Here is a 25953-nt window from a genome sequence, read left to right as displayed (position 1 = left end):
TTTTGAACTTGGTCAAGCCGTGATGGCTGATTTCCCCCCCACAAACCCATTCCCCAGTAAGATCTCCAAAGTTTTGTCAGGGGAATCTTACAGCGCCGGGAATGTTGTAAAACACAAGTCCAAGATAAGCGATAGCATAGCAATGATTAAATAGGAGCTTGAAAGTGTCATCTTGACTAGAGCCGGGAGAAACATGAGCGAGTCGGGATTTGATTTCATATTGCTTTTGCGCTCAGCTCCAGTTTCATTGCTGTAAACCCGGCTTGGTCGAGGTGTTTCTTATGACTTCGCATCAAGCTGCTGAGGGCGCATCATATCAAATGAAGAGAACTTCGGGTCTGGATCGCAAAAAAGTGTATACAAGTCATTTTAATGTATTTGCAACGACGGATTCAATCCCTCCTTATGTTGAGATTTTTGACACAACGCTTAGAGATGGGGAACAAACACCTGGAGTTGCCCTTTCACTCGAGGAGAAAATAAGAATCGCTGAAGCGCTTAACGACTTAGGCGTTGATGTCATTGAGGCGGGTTTTCCAGTCATTTCCGAAGGGGAAAGGGAAGCTGTCAAGCGGATTGCTTCAATGGGCCTTCAGTCACGAATTTGTGCTCTCTCTAGAACAACTTTTAAGGATATCGATACAGTCATCGATTGTGGCGTCGATTATGTCCATACATTCATCGCCACTTCAGATGTGCATCTGAAGTATAAATTGAAGATGACAAGGGAAGAGGTAAAGGCTCGAGCGGTCAGCGCAATTGAATACGCAAAGGCACACGGTTTGACCGTCGAGTTTTCTTGCGAAGATGCGACGAGGACTGACCTGGACTTCCTGAGAGAAATGCATCTCGCCGTGCAAGATGCGGGGGTCGATAAAATCAACCTACCCGATACTGTGGGTGTGATTTCGCCGCCGGCGATGGAACGTCTCGTGGAAGAAGTCATGAAATTCACACGTGTCCCTCTCAGCGTGCACTGCCATGATGATTTCGGTCTTTCAGTTGCAAACTCAATCGCAGCGGTGAGGCGTGGGGCAAAACAGGTGCACGTATGTGTTAATGGCCTCGGAGAAAGGGCTGGGAACGCTGCGCTAGAAGAGGTTGTTCTTGGCTTAATGGCGTTTCTTAATGTCAGAACAAACGTTGACACGAGGAAAATTGGTTATGTCTCTAAGACCGTCTCGAACCTGACTGGTATTCCGATCCCCGCGAACAAGGCGATTGTTGGAAGCAACGCCTTTGCACATGAATCTGGGATACATGTTCACGGGGTGCTCGGAGATCCCTCGACATACGAGGCATTCGGCCCCGAGCTCGTGGGTATGGAGCGATCAATAGTCATAGGGAAGCATACTGGTGTTCATTCTGTAAAGGAAAAACTTAGGGAATATGGTGTTATACTAAGTGATGACCAGGTTGCACAAGTCGTCAGCGAAATCAAGAGATTGGCGGAAAGTGAAAAACATGTCGACGACAGCGAACTCGTTGCGCTTGCATATCACATCGCAGGGCAGCGTCCTGATGAAGAGCGCAAAGTCACACTCAAGGAGTTTGCTGTATTTACGGGCCTCAACATTACACCAACAGCTGTTGTGAGCATCGATGTTAATGGAGAAACAAGGCGAGGGTCGGAGATCGGTGTTGGTCCAATTGACGCAGCCCTGAAGGCGATCAGGCAGCTGGTCAGTGAAAAAATCTCCCTCCTCGAATATCGGCTAAGTGCTATTAGTGGGGGAAGCGATGCCCTGTGTGAGGTCGGAGTAAAGCTGCAATACAATGGTGAAAGGAAATTGATGTCCGTGGGTAGGAGCGTTGGGCCAGATATCGTGCAAACAAGCGTTGATGCTGCAATTCAAGCGATTGATCGCTTATACACGCGTATTCATAAGGAGGGTGAAGCACGTGACGAAGGTAGCCGAAGGACAGGGAAAGACAATCTCTGAAAAGATCCTTTCTCTCAAGTCCTCAACTGATGCCTACGCAGGAGATTTCGTTGAAGCAGAGATCGATTACGTCATGGTTAATGATGTTACAGGACCTATCGCTTTCAGGGAATTCGAGTCGATAGGATGTGAGCCCCTGAGGGATAAAATCGTCCTGATCCCAGATCATTTCGTCCCTAACAAAGATGTTCCTTCTGCTGAACAGGCGGCAGAAATGAGGCGTTTCGCAAGAAAATACGGCATCCTCAATTACTACGAAGTCGGGAGGGGGGGTGTTTGTCATCAGGTTATGGTTGACGAGGGATTTGTCGCGCCTGGTCGACTCATAGTCGGCGCCGATTCTCATACATGCACTTACGGCGCACTCGGCGCGTTTTCGACTGGTATCGGCAGCACAGAAGCCGCAGCTTGTTTTGCAGAGGGTAGACTCTGGTTTCGCGTGCCAAATTCAATATTAATCCAGCTTGAAGGACGCTTGAGCGGTTTTGCAACAGGAAAAGATCTCATCCTTAGCATTATCCGAGACATCGGGGTTGACGGCGCAAATTACATGACCTTGGAGTTTTCTGGAAATGGTGCGCGATCTCTTAAGATTTCAGACAGATTGACCGTATCGAATATGTCAGTTGAGGCAGGTGCGAAAGCAGGTATTTTTTGTCCAGATGAAAGCGTTTTCAGTTACCTCAAAGGAAGAGTGAGAGGAGGTTACTCGCCTGTAATGCCTGATGAAGGCGCGAGTTATAAGTCTGAAATGTTTTACGATTTAGGTAGTATCGATTGCATGGTTGCATTGCCACATTCTCCTGGCAACGTCAGACCTGTCAGGGATGTTGATGTGGAAATCGATCAAGCATTTCTCGGTTCATGCACAAACGGCAGGATTGAAGACCTAAGGATAGCCGCATCGATCCTCAAGGGAAAGAAAGTTCATCCTTCAGTAAGGATGATCGTTGTTCCAGCGAGCACAAGGGTATATCACCAGGCTCTCGAAGAGGGTCTATTGGAGATTTTCGTCAATGCTGGTGCATTTATTTCCGGCCCCACATGTGCAGCTTGTCTTGGTGGGCACATGGGTGTTCTTGCGTCTGGCGAGCGTTGTGTGAGTTCGACGAATCGCAATTTTATCGGAAGGATGGGGCACAGGAATTCGGAGGTGTACCTAGCAAGTCCAGCTGTTGTCGCCGCAAGTGCCGTTACTGGGAAGATTACACATCCTGATGATGTGGTGTGAGGGTTTCATATGCAATCAATCAGAGGACGTGTCTGGAAATTTGGTGATCATGTCGATACTGATCAGATTATCCCTGCTGAACGCCTGACCAGCGACAATATCGAGCGACTCGGTCACTTTATCTTTGAAAAAGTTAGGCCTGGATTCGCGTCGGCAGTCAAGAATGGTGATATAATTGTTGCTGGACGCAATTTTGGATGTGGTTCAAGTAGGGAGCACGCACCAAGGGCGCTCAAGCAAGCTGGAATATCATGTGTCATCGCGGAAAGTTTTGCAAGGATATTTTTCAGAAACTCAATTAATGTAGGACTCATTCCAATTGAATGTCATGTTGACGCCGAGGAAGGTGATATCGTAAACGTGCTTCTAGAAGAAGGAATAATCATCGATGAACGGAGCGGCCAAAAGTTCTATTTCCACAGATACCCGCCTTTTATTAGCGAACTGATCAAAGCTGGCGGATTGATTGCGAAAGTGAGGGAGAGAAAAAAATGTTCAGAATTGCGGTGATCCCAGGAGATGGCATCGGTCCCGAAGTTATTGGAGAAGGACTTAAGGTAATGCGTGTTCTCGAGGAAACTGGCTCACTCAAGCTTGACACAGTGCAGTTGGATATCGGGGCTACGAGATATCTTCAGACTGGGAAGACTCTGACGGATGAGGACCTTGATATCCTCGTTAAGCAGGACGCCATTTACTTTGGAGCTGTCGGGGATCCGCGTGTCAAACCAGGTATCCTAGAAAGGGGCATCATCTTGGCTATGCGCTCCTATTTCGATCAATATATTAATTTGCGCCCCGTAAGATCCTGGATCAATCAGGGTCGATTGAAATTGACGAGGCCTTTCAATATTGTCTTTTTGAGGGAGAATACCGAAGATTTTTACTTAGGGGCCGGCGGCGTGATCTCAAAAAAAAGTCAGAATATATCAATTGTTGTCAAACGGAGCCTCTATAAACTCGATTTGAATCTGGCGGCTTCCTGTCCTGGCGACGATGATTTTGCATTTGAAATCGGTCTCCTTTCGAGGAGGGGAGTGAGGCGATTCGCCGAATATGCGATAGATTATGCGAAATCGCGAGGGGAAACGAAGATCACGGTTGTTGATAAAGCGAATGTCTGTACGGCCCTCTATGGCCTTTGGAGAGAGGTTTTTGATTCGGTTGCAGAAGAAAAGGGTATTGATATCGAATATATGTACGTCGATGCGATGAGCCAAGCGCTTGTCCGGAATCCCGAGAAGTTCCATGTTGTTGCAACTCCCAATATGTTTGGGGACATTCTGACAGACCTCGGTGCGGAAATCCAGGGGAGTCTGGGACTGGCAGCTAGTGGAAATATCAATCCAAAGGGTGTTTCGATGTTCGAGCCAGTTCATGGAAGCGCACCCGATATCGCCGGTCGTGGGATAGCAAACCCGATCGGGGCAATACTTGCTGCGAAGCTGATGCTCGAGCACTTCGGATGTTGGAACATGGCTAGGCGTGTGGAAGAGGCCGTCGAGCGCACAATGGAAGAAGGGATCGTCACGCCCGATCTGGGGGGCAGATCAAGAACAAAGGAAGTCGGTGATGCGATTGTTAATTATCTGATGAAACACTGAATCTCGGTAAATCGGTCCTATGCGAGGTCGGGAATCTCTCTGGTTGTTTTGTTACTTCTCTCATACCCGTGGATGTTTAGAAATTGATGCGCTTACTCATTTCGATCGGTAAATACATCGGTCGGAACGGTTTACCTTCGATTTCTTTCTTGATTTTCTGAATGAAGTCATCAGTACTCATCACGATATTCTTATTTGTCGCCCTCTCGTAGATCGTGAGTGTGTCTGACGAAAGCTCTTTGTCACCTATCACAATCACATAGGAAACCCAGTCTTGTTTCGCCTCCCTCACTTTTTTGTTCACTGTCTCGCCACGATCATCAATCCCTACTCTGATTTCCTTATTACTCATTTTTCTTGCAAGCTCCCGTGCCCTCTCAACATGTCTTTCGTTGACCGTGAGTATTCTCACTTGCTCTGGTGTGACCCACACGGGCAAGCATCCTATGCCCCCCTCGTTCTCTCTCAACACAGCCGTGTCAAGCAACATATAGAGGTACCTTTCAATCGTCCCTATGATCGCGGTGTGGAGGATGACAGGATATCGCTTTTTCCCCTCCTCATCGACGTATTCAATGCCGAAACGCTTCGCGTTGCCAACATCGATCTGAACAGTACCAATCTCTCTCGCTCTTCCCATTGAGTCAAGGATATGGTATTCAATATTGACTGTCCAGTAATAGTTTATTCCTTCTGGATAGAAATGAAGCAGCGCGGGTTTGTTGTGTTTGTTGAGTAGTTCAAGAATGAGGTCTTTGTTTGCTTCATATGCTTCCTTTGAGGAAAAATTGACCAGCATCTCATAATCGCGACCGAGCTTCGCCGCTTCTTCGTAAATCCTAGCATCAAGTTTGCTAAACCATTCTTTCGCTTCGCGAAGATCGCGGCAGATGACATGCAAGTCTGGCATGTTCATTCTTCGTGTTCTGAAGCAAAGCATCGTTTCGCCAGACTGTTCAAGCCTATATGAATCGGCAACTTCAAACGCACCATATGGCAAATTCCTGTAACTGATGTTCCAGTTACGCATCATCGCAAATTGTTGGTGGCACGCTGCGTATCGCATCACAAAATCTTTTTTCTCCCCCTTGATCACGTAAAGTCGATCTCCAAAAAGCTTTGCGTGCTCTCTAACGGCGGGTTCATCGAGGCTGAACATGTTTGTTCCTCTTATTGTGTAGACTGGGATGCCGAGATCATTGACGATCTGGAACGAATATTCAGCGACAAGATCAAACATCAGTGCACCGATCGGATTAAATGCCATGTGGCCTACGTCGCTCAGAGCTTCCCACTGTATTCCAAATTTCCTGCAAAGCCTCAGATATTTCGGCTCTCCAACTAGTTGCGTTTCCTTTTTCAAAGCCTCCTTTTCCAGCATCGCCCTGAAGCATAGTGATCCGCCCTCAAAATCCTGTGGAGCATATTCGCTGCCATCGGGGGTAAGGACAAGAAAGCTTTCCTCACCTTTGATGACTTGTTTTTCCTCTTCTGCCAGGATATGTCGTGATAATTCAGAAAGTGGATGACCCTTGCAACTGATCCTGAATGCCTTATACCATCCAAATGGGGCTCTGTAGGCCTCAATACCCCTTTCGATCAATAAATTATGTAGGCGCTTCAGTAGTTCCTTGCCTGTTTCGGGATCAGAAAGTTCAGAACTGAGGTGAGCATAGGGATAGACGAGAACGCGCTCTGCGTTCACCTTCTCAACCGTCTGAAGAATATCCCCAGCGGCTTGCGCCGCAACTTTTTCAACTTTACCCTCATCATTTTTTTCAACGGCAGCGAAAACGACGAGAACTTCTTCAAAGCGACCTTTTTTCTCGTGCTCTGAGATCTCTTCTGCCATCGGGGTTGGTTTCTTGACTTCGAATTCCATGTGATCTGCGTGAATGTAAAGAACTTTCATCGAAAGGGCAGGTAATGTTTGCATGGTATAAAAGAATCGTGATGTTCTGGATGGATTGGTTATTTGGTGAGCGATAAGATAAGGTTTATATGACGCAAATCGATGTGCTCGCGAGCATTTCCATGAGCCTTGCCATTGACAGAAAAGACTTGATGGGCGCGTTGAACCTAGGATTCATCGTCCTGATCGCAATTCTTTTGATCAGCGCCAGCAGCGTTGCCATTCTCGTCTACGAAGGAACAAAAAGTGAGTCCTCGCCAGCTCTTCATAAGGCGAAATGGGGCGATACTGTCAAAGTCGATTACATCGGTAGATTTGCCGACGGAAGGGTCTTCGATACATCATTATGGGACGTCGCTTCAAACAATGCGATGTATCCTAAGTCTTTATCATTCACGCTAAGAAATCAAAGCGAATATGAACCCCTCCAATTTAGAATCGGTAGTGGACAAATGATCAGGGGCTTCGAACGGGGAATCATTGGAATGGCGGTGAACGAGACGAGAGTCATTGTTGTTTCGCCACAGGACGGGTACGGTGAACTTGATGAATCGAAACTTGTTACTCTTCCGCTGGTCGAGGAGATACCGGTTTTTGAATCCTACAATATCACCACCTTTGTTGAAAAATTCTCGGTATATCCAAAGGATGGTCTCACAGAAAAGGATCCGAAATGGGGATGGGACATCATCTGCCTCGAAGTCAATCCCCTTACGAACAAGGTACTTGTAATGAATACTCCTGCTCCCGGTGAAATTTACAAGATTTATGTTGATTCACAATCTTCATCTGAAACTGGCTGGTATGTAGAAGTCGAAAGCGTCGAATCATCCGCTAATGGCGGAGCTGGTATCATCCGGGTACACCATCTTCTCACGAGCAGTGATGCAGGTATGATAAAAGGAATGGACGAATTTGGAAAGACATTCTATCTGCATGAAGTTGATGAGAACGCGGGAAAAATAGTTTTAAATTACAATTCTGAGCTTGTTGGGAAGACGCTCTATTTTACGGTTACCTTGTTGGATATCCTATGACTATTGCCACTCCTTCCAGTTCATTTTTTTAGGTTCTATCGCAAAATTATGTGACGTCGTTAGGATTTAATTTCTCGACCAATTTCAAATTGGTCAGCTTGCGTTCGAGGACACTTCAACATATATCCTTTCCATCATCTCTGCTGCTCTGTCCCATGAGAACTCTTTTGCCCTCTCTCGTGCTTTACGACCGAGATCTCTTCTGAGATTTTCGTTGGCTAGTAACGCATTGATCGACGATGCTAGTTCTCTTGCATTCCTTGGTTCCACTAGGATTCCCGCCTCTCCAATAACATCGGGCAAACCTCCTGTTTTTGATCCGACAACTGGTTTCCCATATGCCATTCCCTCTGCAGCCGCAATCCCGTATGATTCGATCAGTGAAGGCATCACAAAGATTTTGCATCTTGAGAGAAGGTCGTGTTTCTTTTCTTCGCTGACCTTGCCCAAAAAAGTTATCTTCTTCTCTAATTTGAATTTCCTGACGAGGCTCTCCAACCGATTTCTATCAGGTCCAGTGCCACAAATGATCAATTCTTCATCGACATATCTCATCGCTTCTATAAGGTATGGAAGCCCCTTCGTTCCGACGAGCCTACCGATGAATAGTATAAAATCCTCTTCTTTGTTCAATCTCTCATCTGGTGGAAGGTCAACACCATTCGGTACAATTGACAACTTTTCGGCTGGAAACCCTCGGGAAATGAGATCCCTAGCGACAAAGTTACTGATGCAGACGATTCTTTGAAACCCATTCCTCTTTCTGCTGAAAAGCATGTCGTTTATAATGCTCAACGGACGGAGTAGCCCTACGCCCTCACCGTACGCATTGTGCCAGGTTAGTACTTTGGCCGTATTCTGTGAAACTACTGGCTTTGTGTAACCCCTAGCCCACCGGTAATGAAGGTCAATTACATCGGGCTTCAATTCTCTAAGGGCTGCGTCGATGCCCTTCGTCCAGATCATTGGAGGATTATATATGTTAAGGTAGGAAGATGGCAGTCGTTTAATATGATACCCGTCAACCTCTTCGTACTCCTTAGTTTCCGGCAATTTTCCCGTAACGACGATGACTTCGTGACGGGAAGCCAATCTCTTTGAAATATGGTGGATTCGGTGCTCAATTCCACCAAAATATGGGTAGTGAAATGGATTAACGATTGCGATTCTCATTGCTTCTTCTTCAACCTCCTGCTCTTGAGATACGCGCATATGAAGCTGATCGCAATGATGATGAGAATCATCAGCAGAGTGATTGTCTGGGCAGTGCCAGTAGATAGCAGTGCAAAGAAAAGGCCGCTTGCAGCTAAAATGACCCCATATTTACCAATTCCGCCGATGAACGTGTAAGCAACTGATTTTGCATACGACCATTTGCAGATTGCAACAAAAGCACCGAGGAATGGAAGAATTGGCGCAATCCGATTCAGCAGAATGATCCTTTCATCGCCCATAACGAGGAAATCTTTGTACTTGTTCACCGCTTTTTCAATTCGATGCGGGATCTTGATCTTCTTGACGATCAAATATAGTGTCGTCAGTCCGAGAAATTCTGAAACGGCGATTACTCCTAAAATCGCTAAACCGAACCATGATTCAGGGATTGTCATAAATATCATTACGGTAAAGAGCTCAGGCAAAGTCGGAAAGACAATGGCGTCGATGTAAAAGAGAATGAATATACATCCCAACATACCCCAAATGCCAAGCGGTAAGAAATAGGAATAAATAACCTGGCCAATGTCAATCATCTGAACATGTACTCTCATTCACTTACTTTATCTTTCCGCCAGTCTCCGTTTCTTTTCCTTGATCACATACTCATATAATTCACAAAGTTTTTTTACACTTTCAATGGCCGAAAACTGCTCCGCCCTTTTTCTTATGGCTTTTCCATTTTCCTTCGGACAGTTAATCGCCTTCTCAAGCGCATTGGCACAGCTCACAGGGTCATCTTCAAAGAGGAAGTGAAATTGGCCCTGGCCAACGACCTCTGCGACAGCTCTATAATTAATGCCTGCCACAGGCTTCCCACACGCCATTGCTTCGAGAATGACCAGCCCCTGAGTCTCGAATTTTGATGCCGTGGCAAATGCATCACACGCAGCGTAATAAAAAGGCAATTCTTCGTCTGATACGAAGCCCGTGAAGACTACCTTATCCGAGATACCCATTTGACTAACCATATTCAAATAATGCAATCGAGCGGGACCGTCACCGACGATCATTAGTCGCACATCATCAACTCTTTGTGCCAGTAATGCGAACCCCTTGAGTACAAGATCGATATTTTTTTCCCAAGAGATTCGGCCGAGGTGGAGGATGACTTTGTTATTCTCTAATCCATATTTTTTTCGTACCGCGGAGCCATCGATAGATGGATTGAATCGTGCGCAGTCTATACCTGTGGGAATTACTTTTATCATCCTTATCTTAGGTGCCTGCCGTCGGAGTTCTTCGCTGATCGCATGGCTTGGTGCGATGACTGCGTCCGCGCGTTCGAGAAGTTTTTTTATATAGAACCATGAGAGTTTGTTGATGACTTGTTCTGGGATTGGTAATCGCATGAAGTACTTAGAGGCATCCGTCACCATCGTATGGAATGAAATGACGACTGGTTTCTTCAGAGTCCTGCCCGCGAACATGCTTCGTAGAGCCATGTAAAAAAGTCCATGTGTATGGATTACATCGACATCTAATCTTTTCAGAATCTCACATTTATTGGAGGGAAATGGTGCGATCCTATAACCTGGATACTTCTTATATCCAAAAGACCGAAAGTAGTAAACGCCTTCCTCTCTGTCCGAGGGATTTTCTGGCTCTGGAGCAAATATTATGACCTCATGCCCAAATTCCTCGAGCATCTTCTTTGTCAATAAGATTGAGGTGACGACGCCATCTCGAGTTGGCAAATAACTTTCCGTGAACATCGCGATTCTCACGGCATCACCGCACGGTCGAGTGCCAACCTTATTTTTCTTATGACATCCGAAGGATTTTTTCCAAGGACGCGAATCATCGGTTCTTTCCCAAGACCCCCTTTATCAAAAATCACGTCTGGAACAAATCCAGCCTCTTTGATTGCTGTATCGGTCCCCCACTCCATAGTTTTTCTCCCCTCAGGCTCCTCAGCCCTGCTGAACGAAGCGACACTCAGGCCCGCGAGTCTCAAACATGCGAGGATGTTCTCATGGTATCGAATATTGATAGCCGATCGAGTCGATGGATCATGTTGCATCGCTGCGAGCACTACCATTGCGATGTGTTTTGAAGCGCCAAAGTCGAGACAGCCGAGATGAACTGGCCTATCGCCGACAACACCGATTCTCCCCTCGAGCCCGCAAACTTCGTTAGGCCCGCGTGCGCATGGAAGTGCGTATACGAAATTGATGCCAACCTCTGGAACCCATGAAGTCGGAAGAATAGACTCAAGTTCTCTCACAGCGGACTTGAGCGATTTCATGACCGTATATCGTTCCGCCTCCTTTTCCGCCGTTGCCATCGGATTGACGATCTTCATACCTTTTCCAATAGTATAATGCATGCCTATTGAATCGCTCAGTCTATCTCGCGCCAAGTTAATCGCTTCTTTTATGGTCTTTCCAGTTGCGAGATAACCAGCAATGTACGCAGAAAGAATACAACCTCCGCCGTGGCCACGGTGCTCGACACGACGCGAAACAAACTCCACAATTTCGTCGCCAAGGCAGAGCGTGTCGATTATTTTTTCGCCTTGTAAATGGCCTCCTTTGAGGAGGACTGATTTAGCACCCATATCCAGGATATATTTGCAGGCCTTTGTTCTGTCTTCACCTGACCTAATCCTAATGCCTGTCATCGCTTCGGCTTCTGGAATGTTCGGCGTCACAACCGTTGATATTGGAATTATGTCGTCCTTAAGCGATCGAATTAAATCCCCCGCATATAATCGATCACCGGCACCTGCCACTAGTACGGGATCTACGACAATCGGTGAATTCAGCTTTTTAATCTTCTCCGCAACCGCCTGTGCGGCCTCAGCACTGTATAGCATTCCAGTTTTAATTGCTCCAATAGGTGTGTCCTCAATGATCGCGTCAAGTTGAGAAATAATGTGATCAACTGGAATTGGATGGATTCCATACACGTGCTGTGTGTTCTGAGAAGTCACAGCAGTGAGGACTGAGACGCCGTGGATTCCCATGGAGGCAAGCGCTTTGATGTCTGCCTGGATCCCCGCCCCACCAATGGAGTCCGATCCGGCAATCGTTAATACGACGAACATGGTTGAATATTCCCTCCCGTAAATATTTTTCACCCTTCGTTCACGCAATCTGTTTTTTTGACTAAACTGCAGGGATATTATACTAATAATAACAACCCTACGTTTCAACAGATTTAAATAGAAACTTGTGTATGGAACGCCATAATGAAGGCAACCAGCGGGCACTTCGTTTTCAAGAAAAATACATCATACAAGGATCTAGCAAAAATCTTTCCCGAACTTCTGAAGACATTTCTTGAAGAAACTGATCAATTGCCTGAGGATGAGGACGTACTGCAGATGTTCATCCACCTTAACCAAGTGGAATTGGAGAGGGATAGAAAGCCTGAGGGCTACAACAGAAAGGGAAAGATGAGGCTTGTGTTCCCGATTAATAGGAAGGAGTTTTACATAAGGGGGACATCCAAGGGTGGCGAGGTCGTTAGGGTCGCTGAAAAGCTCAGCCGAATGCTGACAAAGGCTGGTGTCGCCCATGACCTCGAATGGGATGCTCTTTCATTCATCGAAGAATAGTGAAAGGTGAACGGAGGCTCATTGATCCAATGACAGATGAACCGAATTTCTGCGCAGGAAAAGCAAACTCAATCATAAGAAGGGCAATTGATGATTATGCACGATTCGAGGGAATGCGCAGAGCTTTTCAAACGAATTTTGATAATCAGGAAATCAACAAGCTCAGGATTGATGGCTTCGAGCAAAGGAGGGAGAGGGCAAGAGCGGTAAGGCAGAGATCCTTTTCCGACAACTCCCTTCTAAAAAAAGCAATTACTAGGCTAGAGGCAAACGGGATACGGGTGCGCATCGCATCGACAAAGGATGAAGCGCTCAATATGATTCTTGAAGAAATTGGAAATGAGAAACTTATTGTCAAGTCGAAATCGAACGTTACGAAGGAAATCGATTTGACCCATTTTCTAGAATCGAAGGGGATAGAGGTCGTTGAGACAGACGCAGGTGATAGAATCGTTCAGCTCGCAAAGGAACGCACAGTGCATCCAACCGGTCCAGCACTGCACCTAACAAGATATGATGTGGCGCAGATCCTCAGCGACCATCTTAATCGCCCAGTTGAACCGAACCCTGATGAATTGACAGAAGCGATTAGAAAAGAGATAGCAACGTTTATCTCGAGGGCATCAATCGGAATCACTGGTGCAAATTTTATCGCTGCTGAGGAGGGCTCGATCGTTCTTGTGCATAACGAGGGCAATATCACAGCATGCGCGCGGAGACCCAAAAAACACATTGTTGTTAGTGCAGTCGAAAAGATTGTTCCAAATCTAGATGAAGCGATGAATTTTGCCAAACTTCAGATTCTCTATGGTACTGGCAGTCTGAACAGCTCTTTTATTGATGTGATTAGCGCTCCTAGCAGGACCGCGGACATCGAGAAGATTATGTTTTATGGAATGCACGGCCCAAAGGAGGTCGTGTTAATCCTCATCGACAATGGAAGGAGTTCAATTGAAGACAAAGAGGTCATGTATTGCATCAACTGCGGAAGCTGCTTGTTGAAATGCCCAGTCTATGATGTTCTTGGTCCCTCATTCGGAGGTCACGCGTACTTGGGTGGTAGGGGTGTATGTTTCACTGCAGAGTTGGAGGGCTTAGAAAAGGGTATCGAAGGCGGTCTTACATACTGTACTCAATGCGGCCTCTGCGCCGAGATGTGCCCTGTGAAAATCGATACGCCAAGATTGATGCGGGATATGAGGTACAGAGCCGTGCAGAAAGGACTCCTCCCAACGCCAGAGCAGGAAGAAATGATTTCGAACGTAAGGCAATGGGGAAACCCATGGAATGAACCGCCGGAGAATAGAACGCAATGGTCAGATGGTTTGGACATTACAATTAATGGGCCCGTCCTCTTTTTTGCGGGGTGTTTCAATTCACTCCGCGCACCAGAAATCCCGAGAGCGGCGGTAGATATCCTCGTCTCCGCGGGGTTAAATGTCTCCTACCTGGGCGCTGATGAGGTATGTTGTGGCTCGCCTTTTCTGAAAATTGGGGCAAGAGACGTTTTCATGAAACTAGCACTGAAGAACGCTTCTAGAATGAAGAAAACAGGTGCACGAAGAATCATCACGTCCTGCCCAGGATGTTACAACACGCTGTCTTCTTATTCGCAGTATATTCCAGGATTTGATTTGAAAGTCGAACATATTTCTCAAACGATCGTATCATTTCTCAGAGATGGAATACTCGAACTTCGAATGCAACCCATGCATGTGACCTACCATGACCCTTGTGATCTTGGTAGGCACCGAGGGATCTTTGAGGAACCTCGCACGATCCTCAATGCGATACCTGGCCTAAAGCTAACTGAAATGAGATTCAATAGGAATAAATCGATCTGCTGTGGCGCCGGTGCTGGGGTAAAGAAGACCCATCCCGAACTCGCATCATTCATCGGCAAAAGAAGGATCGATCAAGCAATCGAGACTGGTGCGGATTGCCTCATCACTACTTGCGCCTTCTGTGAGAACAATTTCAGAGATGCACTTAAATCTTCAAACAAAGGGATTGAAATTATTGACCTGGTTACCCTTGTCAAGGAACTCTCGATTTTTTCATGAGAGCAATCTTTTCCAGACCTTTTTTAACCTAAGTTTCTCTTTTTTTATGAGCTCTTTTTGCCTTTTAAGAATCTCGGTGCACTCCTCGATTTGTTTCTTCACAGCATCGGGCGATGTTCCCCCATAAGATCTTCTCCGTTTGACACAAGCTTCGACCGAAAGAATCGGAATGACATCATCATCAATTCTCTCGGAAAATCTTCTCATCTCGTCAACACTCAACTCTTCAATCTTCTTACCCTTTTCAATCGCGTATCTCACAATCTTCGCTGAGACCTCATGTGCGTCCCTAAATGGTACCCCTTTCAAAACAAGGTAGTCGGCTAGATCAGTTGCATTGAGATATCCTTCAAGAGCTCTCAATCTCATCTTTTCTTTATCAAAACGTAGTGTCTTTATTGCTGGCACGAGGATTTCGAGTGAGGATCTTGTCGTGTCCAGAGCATCGAAGAGGAGCGGCTTGTCTTCCTGAAGATCACGATTGTAAGAGAGGGGGAGTCCCTTTGCAAGCATCATGATTGCGTTGAGGTTTCCGACGACTCGCGCGGTTTTGCCTCTGATAAGTTCAGCGATATCGGGGTTTTTCTTCTGCGGCATGATCGAACTGCCAGTTGCATAGGTATCATCAAATTCAACAAATCCAAACTCAGGAGTGCTCCATATGATGAGCTCCTCACAAAGGGAGCTTAAATGGATCATTGTCATCGCACAATTATAAATGAATTCTGAGACAAAGTCCCGATCAGAGACAGCGTCGATTGAATTTCGCGAGGGGCGATCAAAACCTAGAAGCTGTGAAGTATACGATCGGTCAATGTTGAATGTTGTTCCTGCCAGCGCAGCGGATCCAAGTGGACAGACGTTAATCCTTTTATAGGTCTCGGCGAAACGATCGAAATCCCTCTCAAGCTTCGAAAAATGAGCAAGTAAGTGATGTGCCAATGTAATCGGCTGGGCGTGTTGCAGATGTGTGAACCCAGGCATGATCGTTTCGAGATTTTGCGCGGCTTTGTTAAGCAGAATCTCCTCGAGAGAGCTGAGAAGGGACATGAGTACGAGTGTGCAATCCCTCATCAACATGCGCAAGTCCGTCACTACCTGATCATTCCTGCTCCTCGCAGTATGAACTTTCTTGCCGATACTTCCTAAGCGATTAACCAATAGGAATTCGATGCCAGAATGGATGTCTTCGATATTGTCAGGAAGAACCAGTTTGTTTGTTTCAATGTCTATCAGCAATTCCTTTAGCTGGTCGATGATTCTATCACATTCAGCTTCCTCGATGATTTTCTGCTTGCAGAGCATTTTGACATGGGCGATGGAGCCGACAACATCGTACCACGCTAGACGTCTGTCCCAGCTCAAAGAAGAAGTGAAGGAGAGGACTTCATCAGCGATTCTTACCTTGAATCTCCCCTTCCATAGTGTTTCCTGACTCACCCGAATTCACCTGTCTTTTTCGTATTGCCGCAATCGTCTTCAATGGAAGTCCCCAGACATAAATAAATCCTTTTGCCGCAGTGTGATCGAACTGGTCTCCTTTGTCGTACGTTGAAAGAGCGACATCGTACATCGAATAGGGTGATGACCTCCCTACGGGTGTTGCGGCTCCCTTGTACAATTTAACCCTCACATTTCCAGTCACGTATTCCTGGGTCTTATCAATAAATGCGTCGAGCGCCTCCTTAAGCGGACTGAACCATAAACCTTCGTACGCAAGTTCTGCGTATCGTTGTTCTATAATTCTCTTGAAGTTTAGGAGATCCTTTGGCAAAACAAGTTTCTCAAGGTCTTGGTGTGCCTTAATAAGGACCGTAGCTGCTGGACATTCATATACTTCTCTTGATTTGATACCGACGAGTCTATCTTCGATATGATCGATTCGACCGATACCATTTTTCCCCGCGATCTCATTCAATTTTTTGATGAGTTCGACAGGTTTCATCTTCTGTCCATCGATCGATATCGGAATCCCTTTTTCAAACCCGATATCGATGTATGTTGGCTCATCAGGTGCCTTGGCCGGAGAAACGGTCCACTCAAAAGCGTCCTCTGGCGGTTCTTGGCTCGCATCCTCAAGAATACCGCATTCAATGCTCCTACCCCAAAGGTTTTCGTCAGTGCTGTAGGGACTCTCCTTCTTGACTTTAATCGGAATCTTGTGAATTTTTGCGTATTCTATTTCATCCTCCCTCGTCATTACCCACTCTCTCATTGGCGCGATAATTTCGATGTGCGGTGCAAGCGCGCCGATCGAAACATCAAATCGGACTTGGTCGTTCCCCTTAGCTGTGCAGCCGTGAGCTATATAGGACGCCCCCTCCTTTATTGCCACATCGACTAGTATCTTCGCAATTAGTGGTCTGGCAATCGCCGTGCTGAGTGGATATGTACCCTCATAAAGTGCATTTGCCTTTAGCGCCGGAAAGATGAACCGTTCTGCAAACTCGTCCTTCGCGTCGACCGCATAGGCATTGGATGCCCCGATCTCCTTTGCCCTCTTAATATCTTCATTGATGTTTCCAGGCTGGCCTACATCAACCGAAACTGCAACAACATCGAAGCCATAGCGTTCTTTCAACCATCTGATCGCGACGGACGTATCAAGACCGCCCGAGTATGCCAACACAACTTTCTTGACCTTAGAATCACTGGATAACATCTTTATCGAGGCGTCAAATCTTGAGTTATTATAAAACAATGATGACTTGTCAACGACATTTAGATGAAACTCAGTCTTCTTTTGGACATCTTAAATTCAGTGTTAAATCAGTCTCTCCGAAGACAGCGAGCTTCTCAATTGTCTGAAATCGGTCATCATCCTTAATATTCATTTATTTTTAATCGAACCCTGAGTTCAGAGGAATATGGACATGCTACGTGCTGCAATAATCGGAGGCTCTGGTTACACCGGCGGAGAACTAGCCCGCATTCTTTGTCGCCATCCTAAGATGACAATCGCATCAATGACTTCGAGACAGCATCCCGGTGTTAAAGTCTCCAAAATTCACCCGTTCCTTGAGGGATTTGTCGATTTGAGATTCGACGAGAAGCTTGGGAAGGCGATGGATTGCGATATTGTTTTCGTTGCAACTCCATACGGCGCCTCCATGGACATTATCCCAGAACTCATTGACAGAGGTATCAAGGTCGTTGACCTTAGCGGTGATTATCGTCTCAGTGATCCGAATGTTTACCGCAGATGGTATGGAATCGAGCACAAAGATCCAAAGAATCTGAAGAGTGCGGTCTACGGAATCCCTGAGCTTTTTAGGAATGAAATTGCAAAGGCACAGCTCGTGGCTAATCCTGGTTGCTATCCGACTTGTGCTACGCTCGCGCTGGCGCCTCTGGTTGCTGAGGGAATAATCGATGGGAAAATCATTGTTGACGCAAAGAGCGGGACTTCCGGCGCTGGAATGGAACCGACGAAAACGACGCATCACCCTAATTGTGGCGCCAATGTGATCCCCTACAAGGTTGGAACTCATAGGCACACACCCGAGATTGCAATGGCGCTCAAAAGGATCGGAAAAACTCCGATTGATGTGATCTTTACACCTCACCTTGTTCCAATTGTTAGGGGGATTTTATGCACCTGCTACGGGTCACTTGTCAAAACAATTGAACATGATGATCTCTACTCAATTTATCAAAAGTTCTACAAAGACAGCAAATTTGTCAGATTGAACAATATCCCCTCGATTCCATCCGTGGTCGGATCGAATTTTTGCGAAGTTGGATATGAATTCGCGGGTAACGGAAATCTCGTGGTCCTAGGAGCGCTTGACAATCTTATAAAGGGTGGAGCAGGGCAGGCGATCCAGAATGCGAATATCATGTTTGGCATTGATGAAGAAATGGGGCTCGACTTCCCCGGCATGGGGGTGTGATATTTGAAGATAATTGATGGTGGTGTCACAGCTCCGCTCGGATGGAAGGCGGCGGGGGTACATGCTGGCATCAAAAAGGAGAAACTGGATCTGGCGATTCTCTATTCTGAAAAACCTGCAAAAACTTCGATTGGCTATACTCAGAACAAGGTCAAGGCAGCGCCAGTCGAAGTGATGATGAAAAAGGATCCTGAGTTGCTTCAGGCTTTCGTGATCAACAGTGGAAACGCCAATGCACTGACAGGGACGAAGGGCATTGAGGATGCAATCACGATGATCAAGATCGCTGCTACGGAACTTTGTGTCGAAGAAAATCTCGTAGGTGTTGCCTCGACAGGTGTTATTGGTCGCTATCTTCCAATGGATAAGATTGCTGCGGGAATTCCACTCGCGGTGAAATCACTTGGGAGAGGGAGAGAGTTTGACGAACTCGCATCAACGGCGATTCTCACAACAGACACTGTAAGAAAAGAAGCGGCTTGCCAAGTTACACTTAGTGATGGGAGAACGGTGACAATTGGTGGGATGGCAAAAGGAAGCGGCATGATTTCACCATCAATGAAGGTGTCTCACGCGACGACACTGAGTTTCATTACAACAGATGCCCCGCTTTCCTCGAGACCTGACAAGAAGTGGCAGGAGATACTGGATCACAGCTTCAATATGATCAATGTTGATGGTGACCAGAGCACAAATGATATCTCGGTGTTCATGGCAAACGGATGTGTCGGTGGCCAACCTGTCGACGACGATCCAGTTTTCTGGCGGGCCATCGAATGGACTGCGAAAACACTAGCAAGAAAAATCGCAGCTGACGGCGAAGGCGCGACCAAATTGATTGAGGTAGTCGTCACTGGAGCGCGCACAGCAGAAGACGCACGCAAGGCGGCGAGAGCGATCATATCGTCAAATCTCGTAAAGGCTGCGATTTTCGGATCGGATCCCAACTATGGAAGAATCATTGCAGCTGTCGGCAATTCGAACAGCCATTTTGACCTTGAAAAGATGCAACTGATGATATGTGCAAATGGGACGAATGTCAAGCTCTTCGATCACGGCAATCCTATTCAGTTTTCTGGTAAGACGACCGAAACCATTGCGAGAAAGGTACTATCAAACAAGACGATTACAATCAAGGTCGATTTGGGAGTTGGTAATTGTTCAGCGGAGGCGTGGGGATGCGATCTCAGTTACGATTATGTGAGGATCAATGCACAATACACGACATAGGTGGGGGAAATGGCAGGAGTAGAAATTCCTAAGGAAATGATTCCACGGCTGGCAAAATTGCGTGGCAAGAAAATCGTTATCAAGTTCGGTGGTAGCACGCTCAACGGAAATGGGGACATGGCCAGCTTCTGCGAAGACATCGCGTTGTTAGTCAGTCTCGGCGTCAGACCTGTTATTGTGCATGGCGGTGGCCCAGAGATCAATGATGAAATGAGGAAGCTGGGGAAAGAGGTTAAAAAGGTTGCTGGCCTGAGGGTGACCGATGACGAGACTCTCGAGGTCGTTAGGAACGTCCTTGCGAGAATCAATGGAGAGATTGTAAACGCATTGAGAAATGCTGGGATCAAGGCGATAGGAATCGAGGGGGCAGAGGGCAGAACGGTGATTTGCACAAGGATGCCCCCGATCAAGACAAAAGACGAAAACGGCCGCGAATGTCTTGTCGATCTCGGGAATGTTGGGGAGGTCTCCAGGGTCGATCCTACGCTCATTAATCTTCTGTGTGCGAGCGGGTTTGTCCCCGTTGTTTATCCGATATGTGTTGACGAAAAGGGGAAGCGCGTAAATGTGAACGCTGACACCGTGGCCGCCCATCTTGCAAAGGCTCTAAGATCTGAGGACATTTTCCTGGTCACAGACGTTCCAGGTTTAATGAAAGAGAACGGGAACGGTGCAACAGTCATACCGCAGATTTCAATGAAGGAGATTGACGCACTAATTGCTAGCGGCGTCGTCAAAGACGGAATGGTTCCAAAGCTCGAAGCTTGTCGTCTAGCGATCCTCAGTGGCGTTAAGACGGCGCATATGGTCTGTGGTAAGGTTCCACATTCGATCCTCAACGAGCTTCTTGGAATGGGTGACATGGGGACAAGGATTACCGATTAAATCTCTTTAAATGAACAATGCGAAAAGGCGAAAGCGATGAAATTCGAAGAAATCAAGAAACTTAGCAATACCTATTTATTCTCGAATTATTCGAGGGAGGAAGTTTGCTTTGAAAGGGGTCATGGCGAATTCCTTTACGATTTGGATGGAAATGAATATCTGGATCTCGTCGCCGGGATCGCTGTAAATATTCTGGGACATTGCCATCCAGCAATCACGAAGGCTGTGAAGGAACAGGTCGATAGACTTGTGCACGTTTCAAATCTATATTATATCAAGGAACAAGCGCAGCTGGCTCAGACTTTGGCAACGATTATGCCCGAGCCCTTGAATCGTTCCATGTTTGTCAACAGCGGTGCGGAGGCCAATGAGGCGGCACTCAAATTGGCCGCGAAAAAGACAAAGAGAAGACGTTTCGTCGCGACCTATAATTCATTTCACGGGAGAACAATCGGTGCGCTTTCTGCGACCGGGCAGAGGAAATACCACGAGGGTTTCGAGCCGCTATTGTCGAACTCCTTTGATTTCATCAACTATGGCGACGTTGAAGCGCTTAAGACGGCAATCACGTCGGATACGGCAGCCGTTATACTCGAACCAATGCAGGGGGAGGGAGGGATCGTAGTTCCTCCAGCTGAGTTCATGAAAACTGCGAGGGATTTGTGCACAGAGAGGGATACCTTATTGATTCTCGACGAGGTACAAACTGGACTCGGAAGGACGGGAAAAATGTTTGCCTTTGAACATTTCAATATCGTTCCAGATATCGTGACGCTCGCCAAAGGACTAGGAGGTGGTTTTCCCATAGGGGCGATTATCTCATCAGAGGAAGTTGCGAACGCATTCCAGCCTGGATCTCATGGTTCAACTTTTGGAGGGAACCCTTTTGTCTGTCGTGTTGCTACAACAGTTATTGAAACCCTAAAAAATGAAAAACTGGATAGCCGTGCTATGGAAATCGGGGACGCATGGATCTCACGCATAAAATCTCTCTGTAATGACTTTCCCTTTGTCGTAAGAGGCAAAGGGCTAATGATCGGATTGGAAATGGGCGAGGAAGCAAAACAATTTCAGAAATTCTGCTTCAAGCATAGAATTCTCGTTAACGTGTGCGCCGGGAAAGTCGTCAGAATGGTGCCTGCGTTGATAATCTCTGAAGACTCGATATCGAGATTTGACCAGGTACTTCGATCGTATATTGATTTGCGTGCTAGCGCGGGATCATCGATCTCAGAATTATAATTAATTTTTAATACTCAGATATGCAATCCTCCAAATCTTATGAAAAAAACGAAGCATAAGGAAAGCGTCGCTGAACGGACGCGCGCTTACATTGATTCTCATCCAAGTATTAAAGATTGTATCTCCAAAGACCTTATTAATTTCTCTTCTCTGGCTAGATTGATCATGAAGGAAGAAGGGATAAAAAATGAAGAAGCCGTCATGATCGCCTGCCGCAGATATGCTTTGACGCTCGGGAAACACGATCACGAAAAGGAAATTTTATCAGTCATAGGAAATAGCAGGGTGGAAGTGAAAACGAAGATATGTATCGTGACAGCGAAAAACGACTGGACGGTTCTTCAACGTCTCGAATCCGTTTTCAGAAAGCTCATCAATGAGAAGGCAATCATGCAGGTAATCCAAGGTACTCAGGCAATCACTATCATTGCCGATGAGAAGCTTAAGGGCGAGGTTGTTGCAGCGGTGGGCAAGGAGAATGTTTTGAAGGTGCGGCAGAACCTCGTCGAGATCTCTGTTAAGTCGCCTGAGGTGATCACAGAGACTAGTGGTGTTTTTGCGTATCTTGTCTCCAGCCTCGCAGAGGGCGGTCTAAATATCGTCGAGACCGTGAGCTGCTACACAGATACGATCTTCATTGTCGCAGAGGCGGACATGATCCGGGCATATTCGATTCTGTCGAAATGCATTGAGAGAGCAGAAGAGGTTGGATCTGCACCAGAAGAAGAGGAAGAAGGGGAGGGACTTTAGCAATCTTTGTTTTTTGTTTTTTCGACAATATTAATCAATGCCAGCAAACAATAAAATAGTGGGTGAGTAATAAATCAGATCGGAGACATGACGATGACTAAAATTCCAGTCATCAATACTGAGTTGCCAGGACCTAAGGCAAAGCTAATTATTGAAAATGATGAGAAGTATCTGGCGACTTCCACGAAGGCGTTGCCTCTCGCAATTGAGGCCGGATATGGGAGTACTGTAATTGACGTTGATGGGAACAAGTTTCTTGATTTCACGAGTGGGGTCGCCGTTCTTAACCTCGGGCACCGTCACCCCGCCGTCGTGAAGGCGATAAAGGAGCAAGTCGACAAGTTTATTCACTTCGCTGGGACTGACTTCTACTATGAAGTACAGTCAAGGTTAGCGAAGAAATTGACCGAGCTCACGCCGGGTGGTTTTGATAAAAAGGTCTTTTTCAGCAACAGCGGAACAGAGTCAATCGAGGCGGCTATGAAAATCGCCAAATGGTCAATGCACAAGAGTCAGTTCATTGCGTTCATCGGTGCATTTCATGGGAGAACAATGGGATCATTATCATTAACTGCAAGCAAACCCGTGCAGCGTGCAAGGTATTTCCCCGTAGTTCCCGGCGTCATTCACATTCCGTACGCTTACTGTTACCGTTGCCCTTATCGTCTTGAATACCCTTCATGCGACATCTGGTGTGCGCGGGGTCTCGAAGAAGTCTATTTTGAATCATTCATTCCTTCGAATGAGGTCGCTGCGATTTTTATGGAGCCAATTCAAGGCGAAGGAGGATACATCGTCCCCCCCTCAGAATTTGTCAAGATCATTCACGGAATATCGAGAAAGTACGGTATTCTCTTCGTCGACGATGAGGTGCAGGCGGGTATGGCGCGGACAGGAAAAATGTGGGGAATCGAGCATCATGGTGTTGTGCCTGATATCGTTTGTTCTTCAAAGGCGCTCGGATCAGGCATTCCGATTGGGGCGACGATATTTGATGAAAAGCTCGATTTTAGCGAAAAGGGTGCGCACTCCAACACATTTGGTGGAAATCCTATCGCATGTGCGGCGGCCCTCGCAACCCTTGAAGTTATCGATAAAGAGAATCTCGTCGAGAAGGCGCGGAAAAACGGACAATATCTTCGTAAAAGGCTGGAAGAACTCAAGGAGAAGTACGAGATCATCGGCGATGTTAGGGGGATCGGCATGATGCAGGCAACAGAGTTTGTGCGGAATAGAGAAACAAAGGAACCTGCATCAGCTGAGAGGGACAGAATCATCGAAATCGCATTTAAAAATGGTCTTATACTTTTAGGTTGTGGCAAGTCTTCTATCCGTTATATTCCCCCTTTGACGACGACAATTGAAGAAATTGATACCGGAATTGAGATACTGGAACAATCAATCGCGACTGTTGAGAAGATGAAAAAATAGAGCTAAGGAAATGGATACTCCAGACACGGAGTATCGCCCCTCTCCAAATAGAACGGAAAAACGCACAGAAATGGAATATTATTTAACGGGCGTGTTATTGGTGAGATGCATACCTTGCTATAGGTCGTGTCCTGTGTGAACGAAGAGATGTGTTCGTATCATAGTTACTGGTCCGATGAGGCTCCTCTTCCATCTTTAATAAAATGAACCACCTCCTTACCGATCAATGTTCTTTTCCGTGCGGATCAGTGCTTTTTACGGTTTTGGCAATATCATGAACCCTCTAAGTTCTCGAAAATAGGCATATCCCATTGTGTCATATTGATTGGATACTCATGGAGATTTGTATTAGCTCAGTGAATCGAGAGAAATGTATGCGAATTATCTGTTTTAGTTTATGTTGATTGAAAATGGAGCCACCAGGGAGATTTGAACTCCCGACCTGCTGATTACAAGTCAGCCGCTCTTCCAGCTGAGCTATGGTGGCATCGCTCCTCGTATTTCACAACTAGCATTTATCATTTTTTCATAACAATGCCTATCAATGTCGCCGCCGAATATGTTTACTGAATGTATTGGTGGCCCTTTGGAGTTGGGACCGCCCGTTCTTGGATCATTTTTCCTCTTTATATAATTCCTCTGCCTCTTTTACAAAGATGTCGCTTCCGTATCTCGTTTCACCTTTTGCAAATTTCGAGAGCATCTCCCGCACTATCATGCCCGGTGGCGGGCATCCTGGAATGAACATTCCTTTATCCCTGTTACGGTACTGGCATTTGCCAAGAAGAACGAGTTTGTCACATTTGGCAGGTTCAATTCCTTTGCCAAGCGCGACAACTATTCCTCCGTTGCGCCTAATTACCTCGAGTTCTCCAGATCTTTCCATGCGCTCAAGGGCAACGCTGAGAGCGCCAGCGCAACCACTACACGGGTCGCCCCAAAGGATCTCAACCCCTTTATACAAACCCTTCAACGAATATATGGGCCTTTCAAACCTGATATTCAGGTCAGACAATTGTTCTCCGGCTGTCCGAGGTTTGTAACTATCAAGATCAATACCCTTCGTTTCTGCAAAAAATGCCAAATGCCTAACCTCTCTGGGATCGAACCCCATGATCTTGCTTGCAATGATGTCCACGTCGAATTGATCCCTACCAGCGATAAGGAGACCAGCGTTTGCGGGCGTACCAGTCAGTGGCCCCTGTCCCTGCTGTCCAATGATACCGTCCATAATGACGAGGTTAGAAGAGACAATCGTAGCTAAATCCGCAATGCTTCCGTCGAGACCCATAAAATGAAATCTTCTCTTCCATTGGTGAGGAATGACGCCCTTTAAATTTTTCATGGAGAGAGTCACCGTTGTGTTGATGTGCGTCTTCATAACTGGCATGTTGATCAAAAATTCGCATTCAGCTATTGTCCGTGCGACTCCAATAGTCTCGAAAACATTTGGCTTTTCAACGCGGAGCTCGACGATTGGGTCTTTGTTCAGATCAACGACTTTCAAATCAAGTTCTCTAGCGAGTTGCATGAAACCTGTCTTTTCGAAACACTCAAATGTATTATGGCCTACCATTGACCCCTCTGCGATCGTAATCTCCTCAACTCCTCTTTCCCTAAGCCACTTGACGACTTCCCTGACAAGTAGTGGGCAAGTTGTACTGCCTGATTTCCAGTCTTCGCCCCAGCAGACATTCGGTTTAATAACCACGGATGAAACTCCGTCCAATTCCTTCTCGACGCCAAGGGGTTGAAGGAGATCCTTTAGCTTTTGTGCGATATGTGCTGCGTCAATACGGTGGCATCTGAGAATCGAAACAGGCCAGTGCATCATCACCACTTTTCTGATCGTTATACCCTTCCATCACATTTACTTGCATAAGATAATATCGCTTATTACAACAAATGCTTGCAGGTTTTGGAAGAAGTTTTATTATTTGCTTTGTCTTCATCTT

The 25953-nt window shown here is 46.4% G+C and carries 21 protein-coding genes and 1 tRNA gene; 13 read left to right on the top strand and 9 right to left on the bottom strand.

Features of this window, described 5'->3' with window-relative positions; genetic code table 11:
• Nucleotides 1-281 precede the first annotated feature (281 nt).
• The 4 genes from QHH00_03975 to QHH00_03960 are packed head-to-tail and all read left to right on the top strand — an operon-like array spanning nt 282 to nt 4778.
• Nucleotides 282-1943, top strand: a complete 1662-nt coding sequence (locus QHH00_03975; protein ID MDH7508538.1) for a 2-isopropylmalate synthase — start codon at nt 282-284, stop codon at nt 1941-1943.
• On the top strand, nt 1903-3174 hold the full coding sequence (locus QHH00_03970; GenBank protein ID MDH7508537.1) for a 3-isopropylmalate dehydratase large subunit: 1272 nt from the start codon (nt 1903-1905) through the stop codon (nt 3172-3174). The genes QHH00_03975 and QHH00_03970 overlap by 41 nt, the downstream gene beginning before the upstream one ends.
• Nucleotides 3175-3183: 9 nt before the next feature.
• Complete coding sequence (locus QHH00_03965) at nt 3184-3684, top strand: 3-isopropylmalate dehydratase (protein MDH7508536.1); 501 nt, start codon at nt 3184-3186, stop codon at nt 3682-3684.
• The gene (locus QHH00_03960) at nt 3666-4778 is read left to right on the top strand and encodes an isocitrate/isopropylmalate dehydrogenase family protein (GenBank protein ID MDH7508535.1); all 1113 of its coding nucleotides are present in this window, start codon (nt 3666-3668) and stop codon (nt 4776-4778) included. The genes QHH00_03965 and QHH00_03960 overlap by 19 nt, the downstream gene beginning before the upstream one ends.
• Before the next feature lie 76 nt (nt 4779-4854).
• On the opposite strand, the gene QHH00_03955 is transcribed toward QHH00_03960, so the two are convergent.
• A complete protein-coding gene (locus tag QHH00_03955) occupies nt 4855-6690 on the bottom strand; it encodes a threonine--tRNA ligase (protein MDH7508534.1) in 1836 nt (611 codons plus the stop codon).
• An 89-nt stretch (nt 6691-6779) separates the two neighbouring features.
• On the opposite strand from QHH00_03955, the gene QHH00_03950 reads away from it, so the two are divergent.
• Entirely contained in the window at nt 6780-7727 is a 948-nt protein-coding gene (locus QHH00_03950) for an FKBP-type peptidyl-prolyl cis-trans isomerase (GenBank protein MDH7508533.1), read from the top strand.
• Between the two features lie 93 nt (nt 7728-7820).
• On the opposite strand, the gene QHH00_03945 is transcribed toward QHH00_03950, so the two are convergent.
• Genes QHH00_03945 through thiD form a run of 4 tightly spaced genes read right to left on the bottom strand, consistent with a single transcriptional unit; the run spans nt 7821 to nt 11991 of the window.
• Nucleotides 7821-8900, bottom strand: coding sequence for a glycosyltransferase family 4 protein (locus tag QHH00_03945; protein ID MDH7508532.1), 1080 nt, complete (start codon nt 8898-8900; stop codon nt 7821-7823).
• Nucleotides 8897-9478 carry a hypothetical protein gene (locus QHH00_03940; GenBank protein MDH7508531.1) on the bottom strand — a complete coding sequence of 194 codons (582 nt, stop codon included), beginning with the start codon at nt 9476-9478 and terminating at the stop codon, nt 8897-8899. Before QHH00_03940 ends, QHH00_03945 begins: the two co-directional genes overlap by 4 nt.
• 27 nt (nt 9479-9505) lie before the next feature.
• Nucleotides 9506-10669 carry a glycosyltransferase gene (locus QHH00_03935; protein ID MDH7508530.1) on the bottom strand — a complete coding sequence of 388 codons (1164 nt, stop codon included), beginning with the start codon at nt 10667-10669 and terminating at the stop codon, nt 9506-9508.
• Nucleotides 10666-11991, bottom strand: coding sequence for a bifunctional hydroxymethylpyrimidine kinase/phosphomethylpyrimidine kinase (thiD, locus tag QHH00_03930; GenBank protein MDH7508529.1), 1326 nt, complete (start codon nt 11989-11991; stop codon nt 10666-10668). The genes QHH00_03935 and thiD overlap by 4 nt, the downstream gene beginning before the upstream one ends.
• 144 nt (nt 11992-12135) lie before the next feature.
• Here thiD and QHH00_03925 point away from each other — a divergent pair, with 144 nt between their 5' ends.
• Nucleotides 12136-12504, top strand: coding sequence for a hypothetical protein (locus tag QHH00_03925; GenBank protein MDH7508528.1), 369 nt, complete (start codon nt 12136-12138; stop codon nt 12502-12504).
• Entirely contained in the window at nt 12504-14567 is a 2064-nt protein-coding gene (locus tag QHH00_03920; protein MDH7508527.1) for an LUD domain-containing protein, read from the top strand. The genes QHH00_03925 and QHH00_03920 overlap by 1 nt, the downstream gene beginning before the upstream one ends.
• Here the strand turns inward: QHH00_03920 and argH are convergent.
• Together argH and QHH00_03910 are read right to left on the bottom strand one after the other, a co-directional pair.
• Nucleotides 14562-16007: an argininosuccinate lyase gene (gene argH / locus QHH00_03915; protein MDH7508526.1), complete on the bottom strand. Its 1446-nt coding sequence runs from the start codon at nt 16005-16007 to the stop codon at nt 14562-14564. The genes QHH00_03920 and argH overlap by 6 nt on opposite strands.
• Nucleotides 15958-17229, bottom strand: a complete 1272-nt coding sequence (locus QHH00_03910) for an argininosuccinate synthase (GenBank protein ID MDH7508525.1) — start codon at nt 17227-17229, stop codon at nt 15958-15960. Before QHH00_03910 ends, argH begins: the two co-directional genes overlap by 50 nt.
• 205 nt (nt 17230-17434) lie before the next feature.
• Here QHH00_03910 and argC point away from each other — a divergent pair, with 205 nt between their 5' ends.
• The 6 genes from argC to QHH00_03880 all read left to right on the top strand — a co-directional run bounded on the left by argC (nt 17435) and on the right by QHH00_03880 (nt 23998).
• Nucleotides 17435-18460, top strand: a complete 1026-nt coding sequence (gene argC, locus QHH00_03905; GenBank protein MDH7508524.1) for an N-acetyl-gamma-glutamyl-phosphate reductase — start codon at nt 17435-17437, stop codon at nt 18458-18460.
• Between the two features lie 3 nt (nt 18461-18463).
• The gene (argJ, locus tag QHH00_03900; GenBank protein ID MDH7508523.1) at nt 18464-19690 is read left to right on the top strand and encodes a bifunctional ornithine acetyltransferase/N-acetylglutamate synthase; all 1227 of its coding nucleotides are present in this window, start codon (nt 18464-18466) and stop codon (nt 19688-19690) included.
• Nucleotides 19691-19699: 9 nt separating this feature from the next.
• Nucleotides 19700-20575 carry an acetylglutamate kinase gene (gene argB / locus QHH00_03895; GenBank protein ID MDH7508522.1) on the top strand — a complete coding sequence of 292 codons (876 nt, stop codon included), beginning with the start codon at nt 19700-19702 and terminating at the stop codon, nt 20573-20575.
• A 36-nt stretch (nt 20576-20611) separates the two neighbouring features.
• Entirely contained in the window at nt 20612-21817 is a 1206-nt protein-coding gene (locus tag QHH00_03890; protein ID MDH7508521.1) for an aspartate aminotransferase family protein, read from the top strand.
• A gap of 39 nt (nt 21818-21856) precedes the next feature.
• Nucleotides 21857-22567 carry an ACT domain-containing protein gene (locus QHH00_03885; protein MDH7508520.1) on the top strand — a complete coding sequence of 237 codons (711 nt, stop codon included), beginning with the start codon at nt 21857-21859 and terminating at the stop codon, nt 22565-22567.
• 93 nt (nt 22568-22660) lie between these two features.
• Entirely contained in the window at nt 22661-23998 is a 1338-nt protein-coding gene (locus tag QHH00_03880) for an acetyl ornithine aminotransferase family protein (protein MDH7508519.1), read from the top strand.
• 411 nt (nt 23999-24409) lie between these two features.
• Here QHH00_03880 and QHH00_03875 read toward each other — a convergent pair.
• Together QHH00_03875 and QHH00_03870 are read right to left on the bottom strand one after the other, a co-directional pair.
• Nucleotides 24410-24485: transfer RNA gene (locus QHH00_03875), tRNA-Thr, on the bottom strand.
• Between the two features lie 126 nt (nt 24486-24611).
• The gene (locus QHH00_03870) at nt 24612-25829 is read right to left on the bottom strand and encodes a DUF362 domain-containing protein (GenBank protein MDH7508518.1); all 1218 of its coding nucleotides are present in this window, start codon (nt 25827-25829) and stop codon (nt 24612-24614) included.
• Nucleotides 25830-25953 lie beyond the last annotated feature (124 nt).

The sequence above is a fragment of the Methanomassiliicoccales archaeon genome, assembly GCA_029907465.1.
In the GTDB taxonomy this organism is placed as follows: Archaea; Thermoplasmatota; Thermoplasmata; order Methanomassiliicoccales; family JACIVX01; genus JACIVX01.
This window is presented reverse-complemented; position numbering and strand designations above follow the sequence as displayed.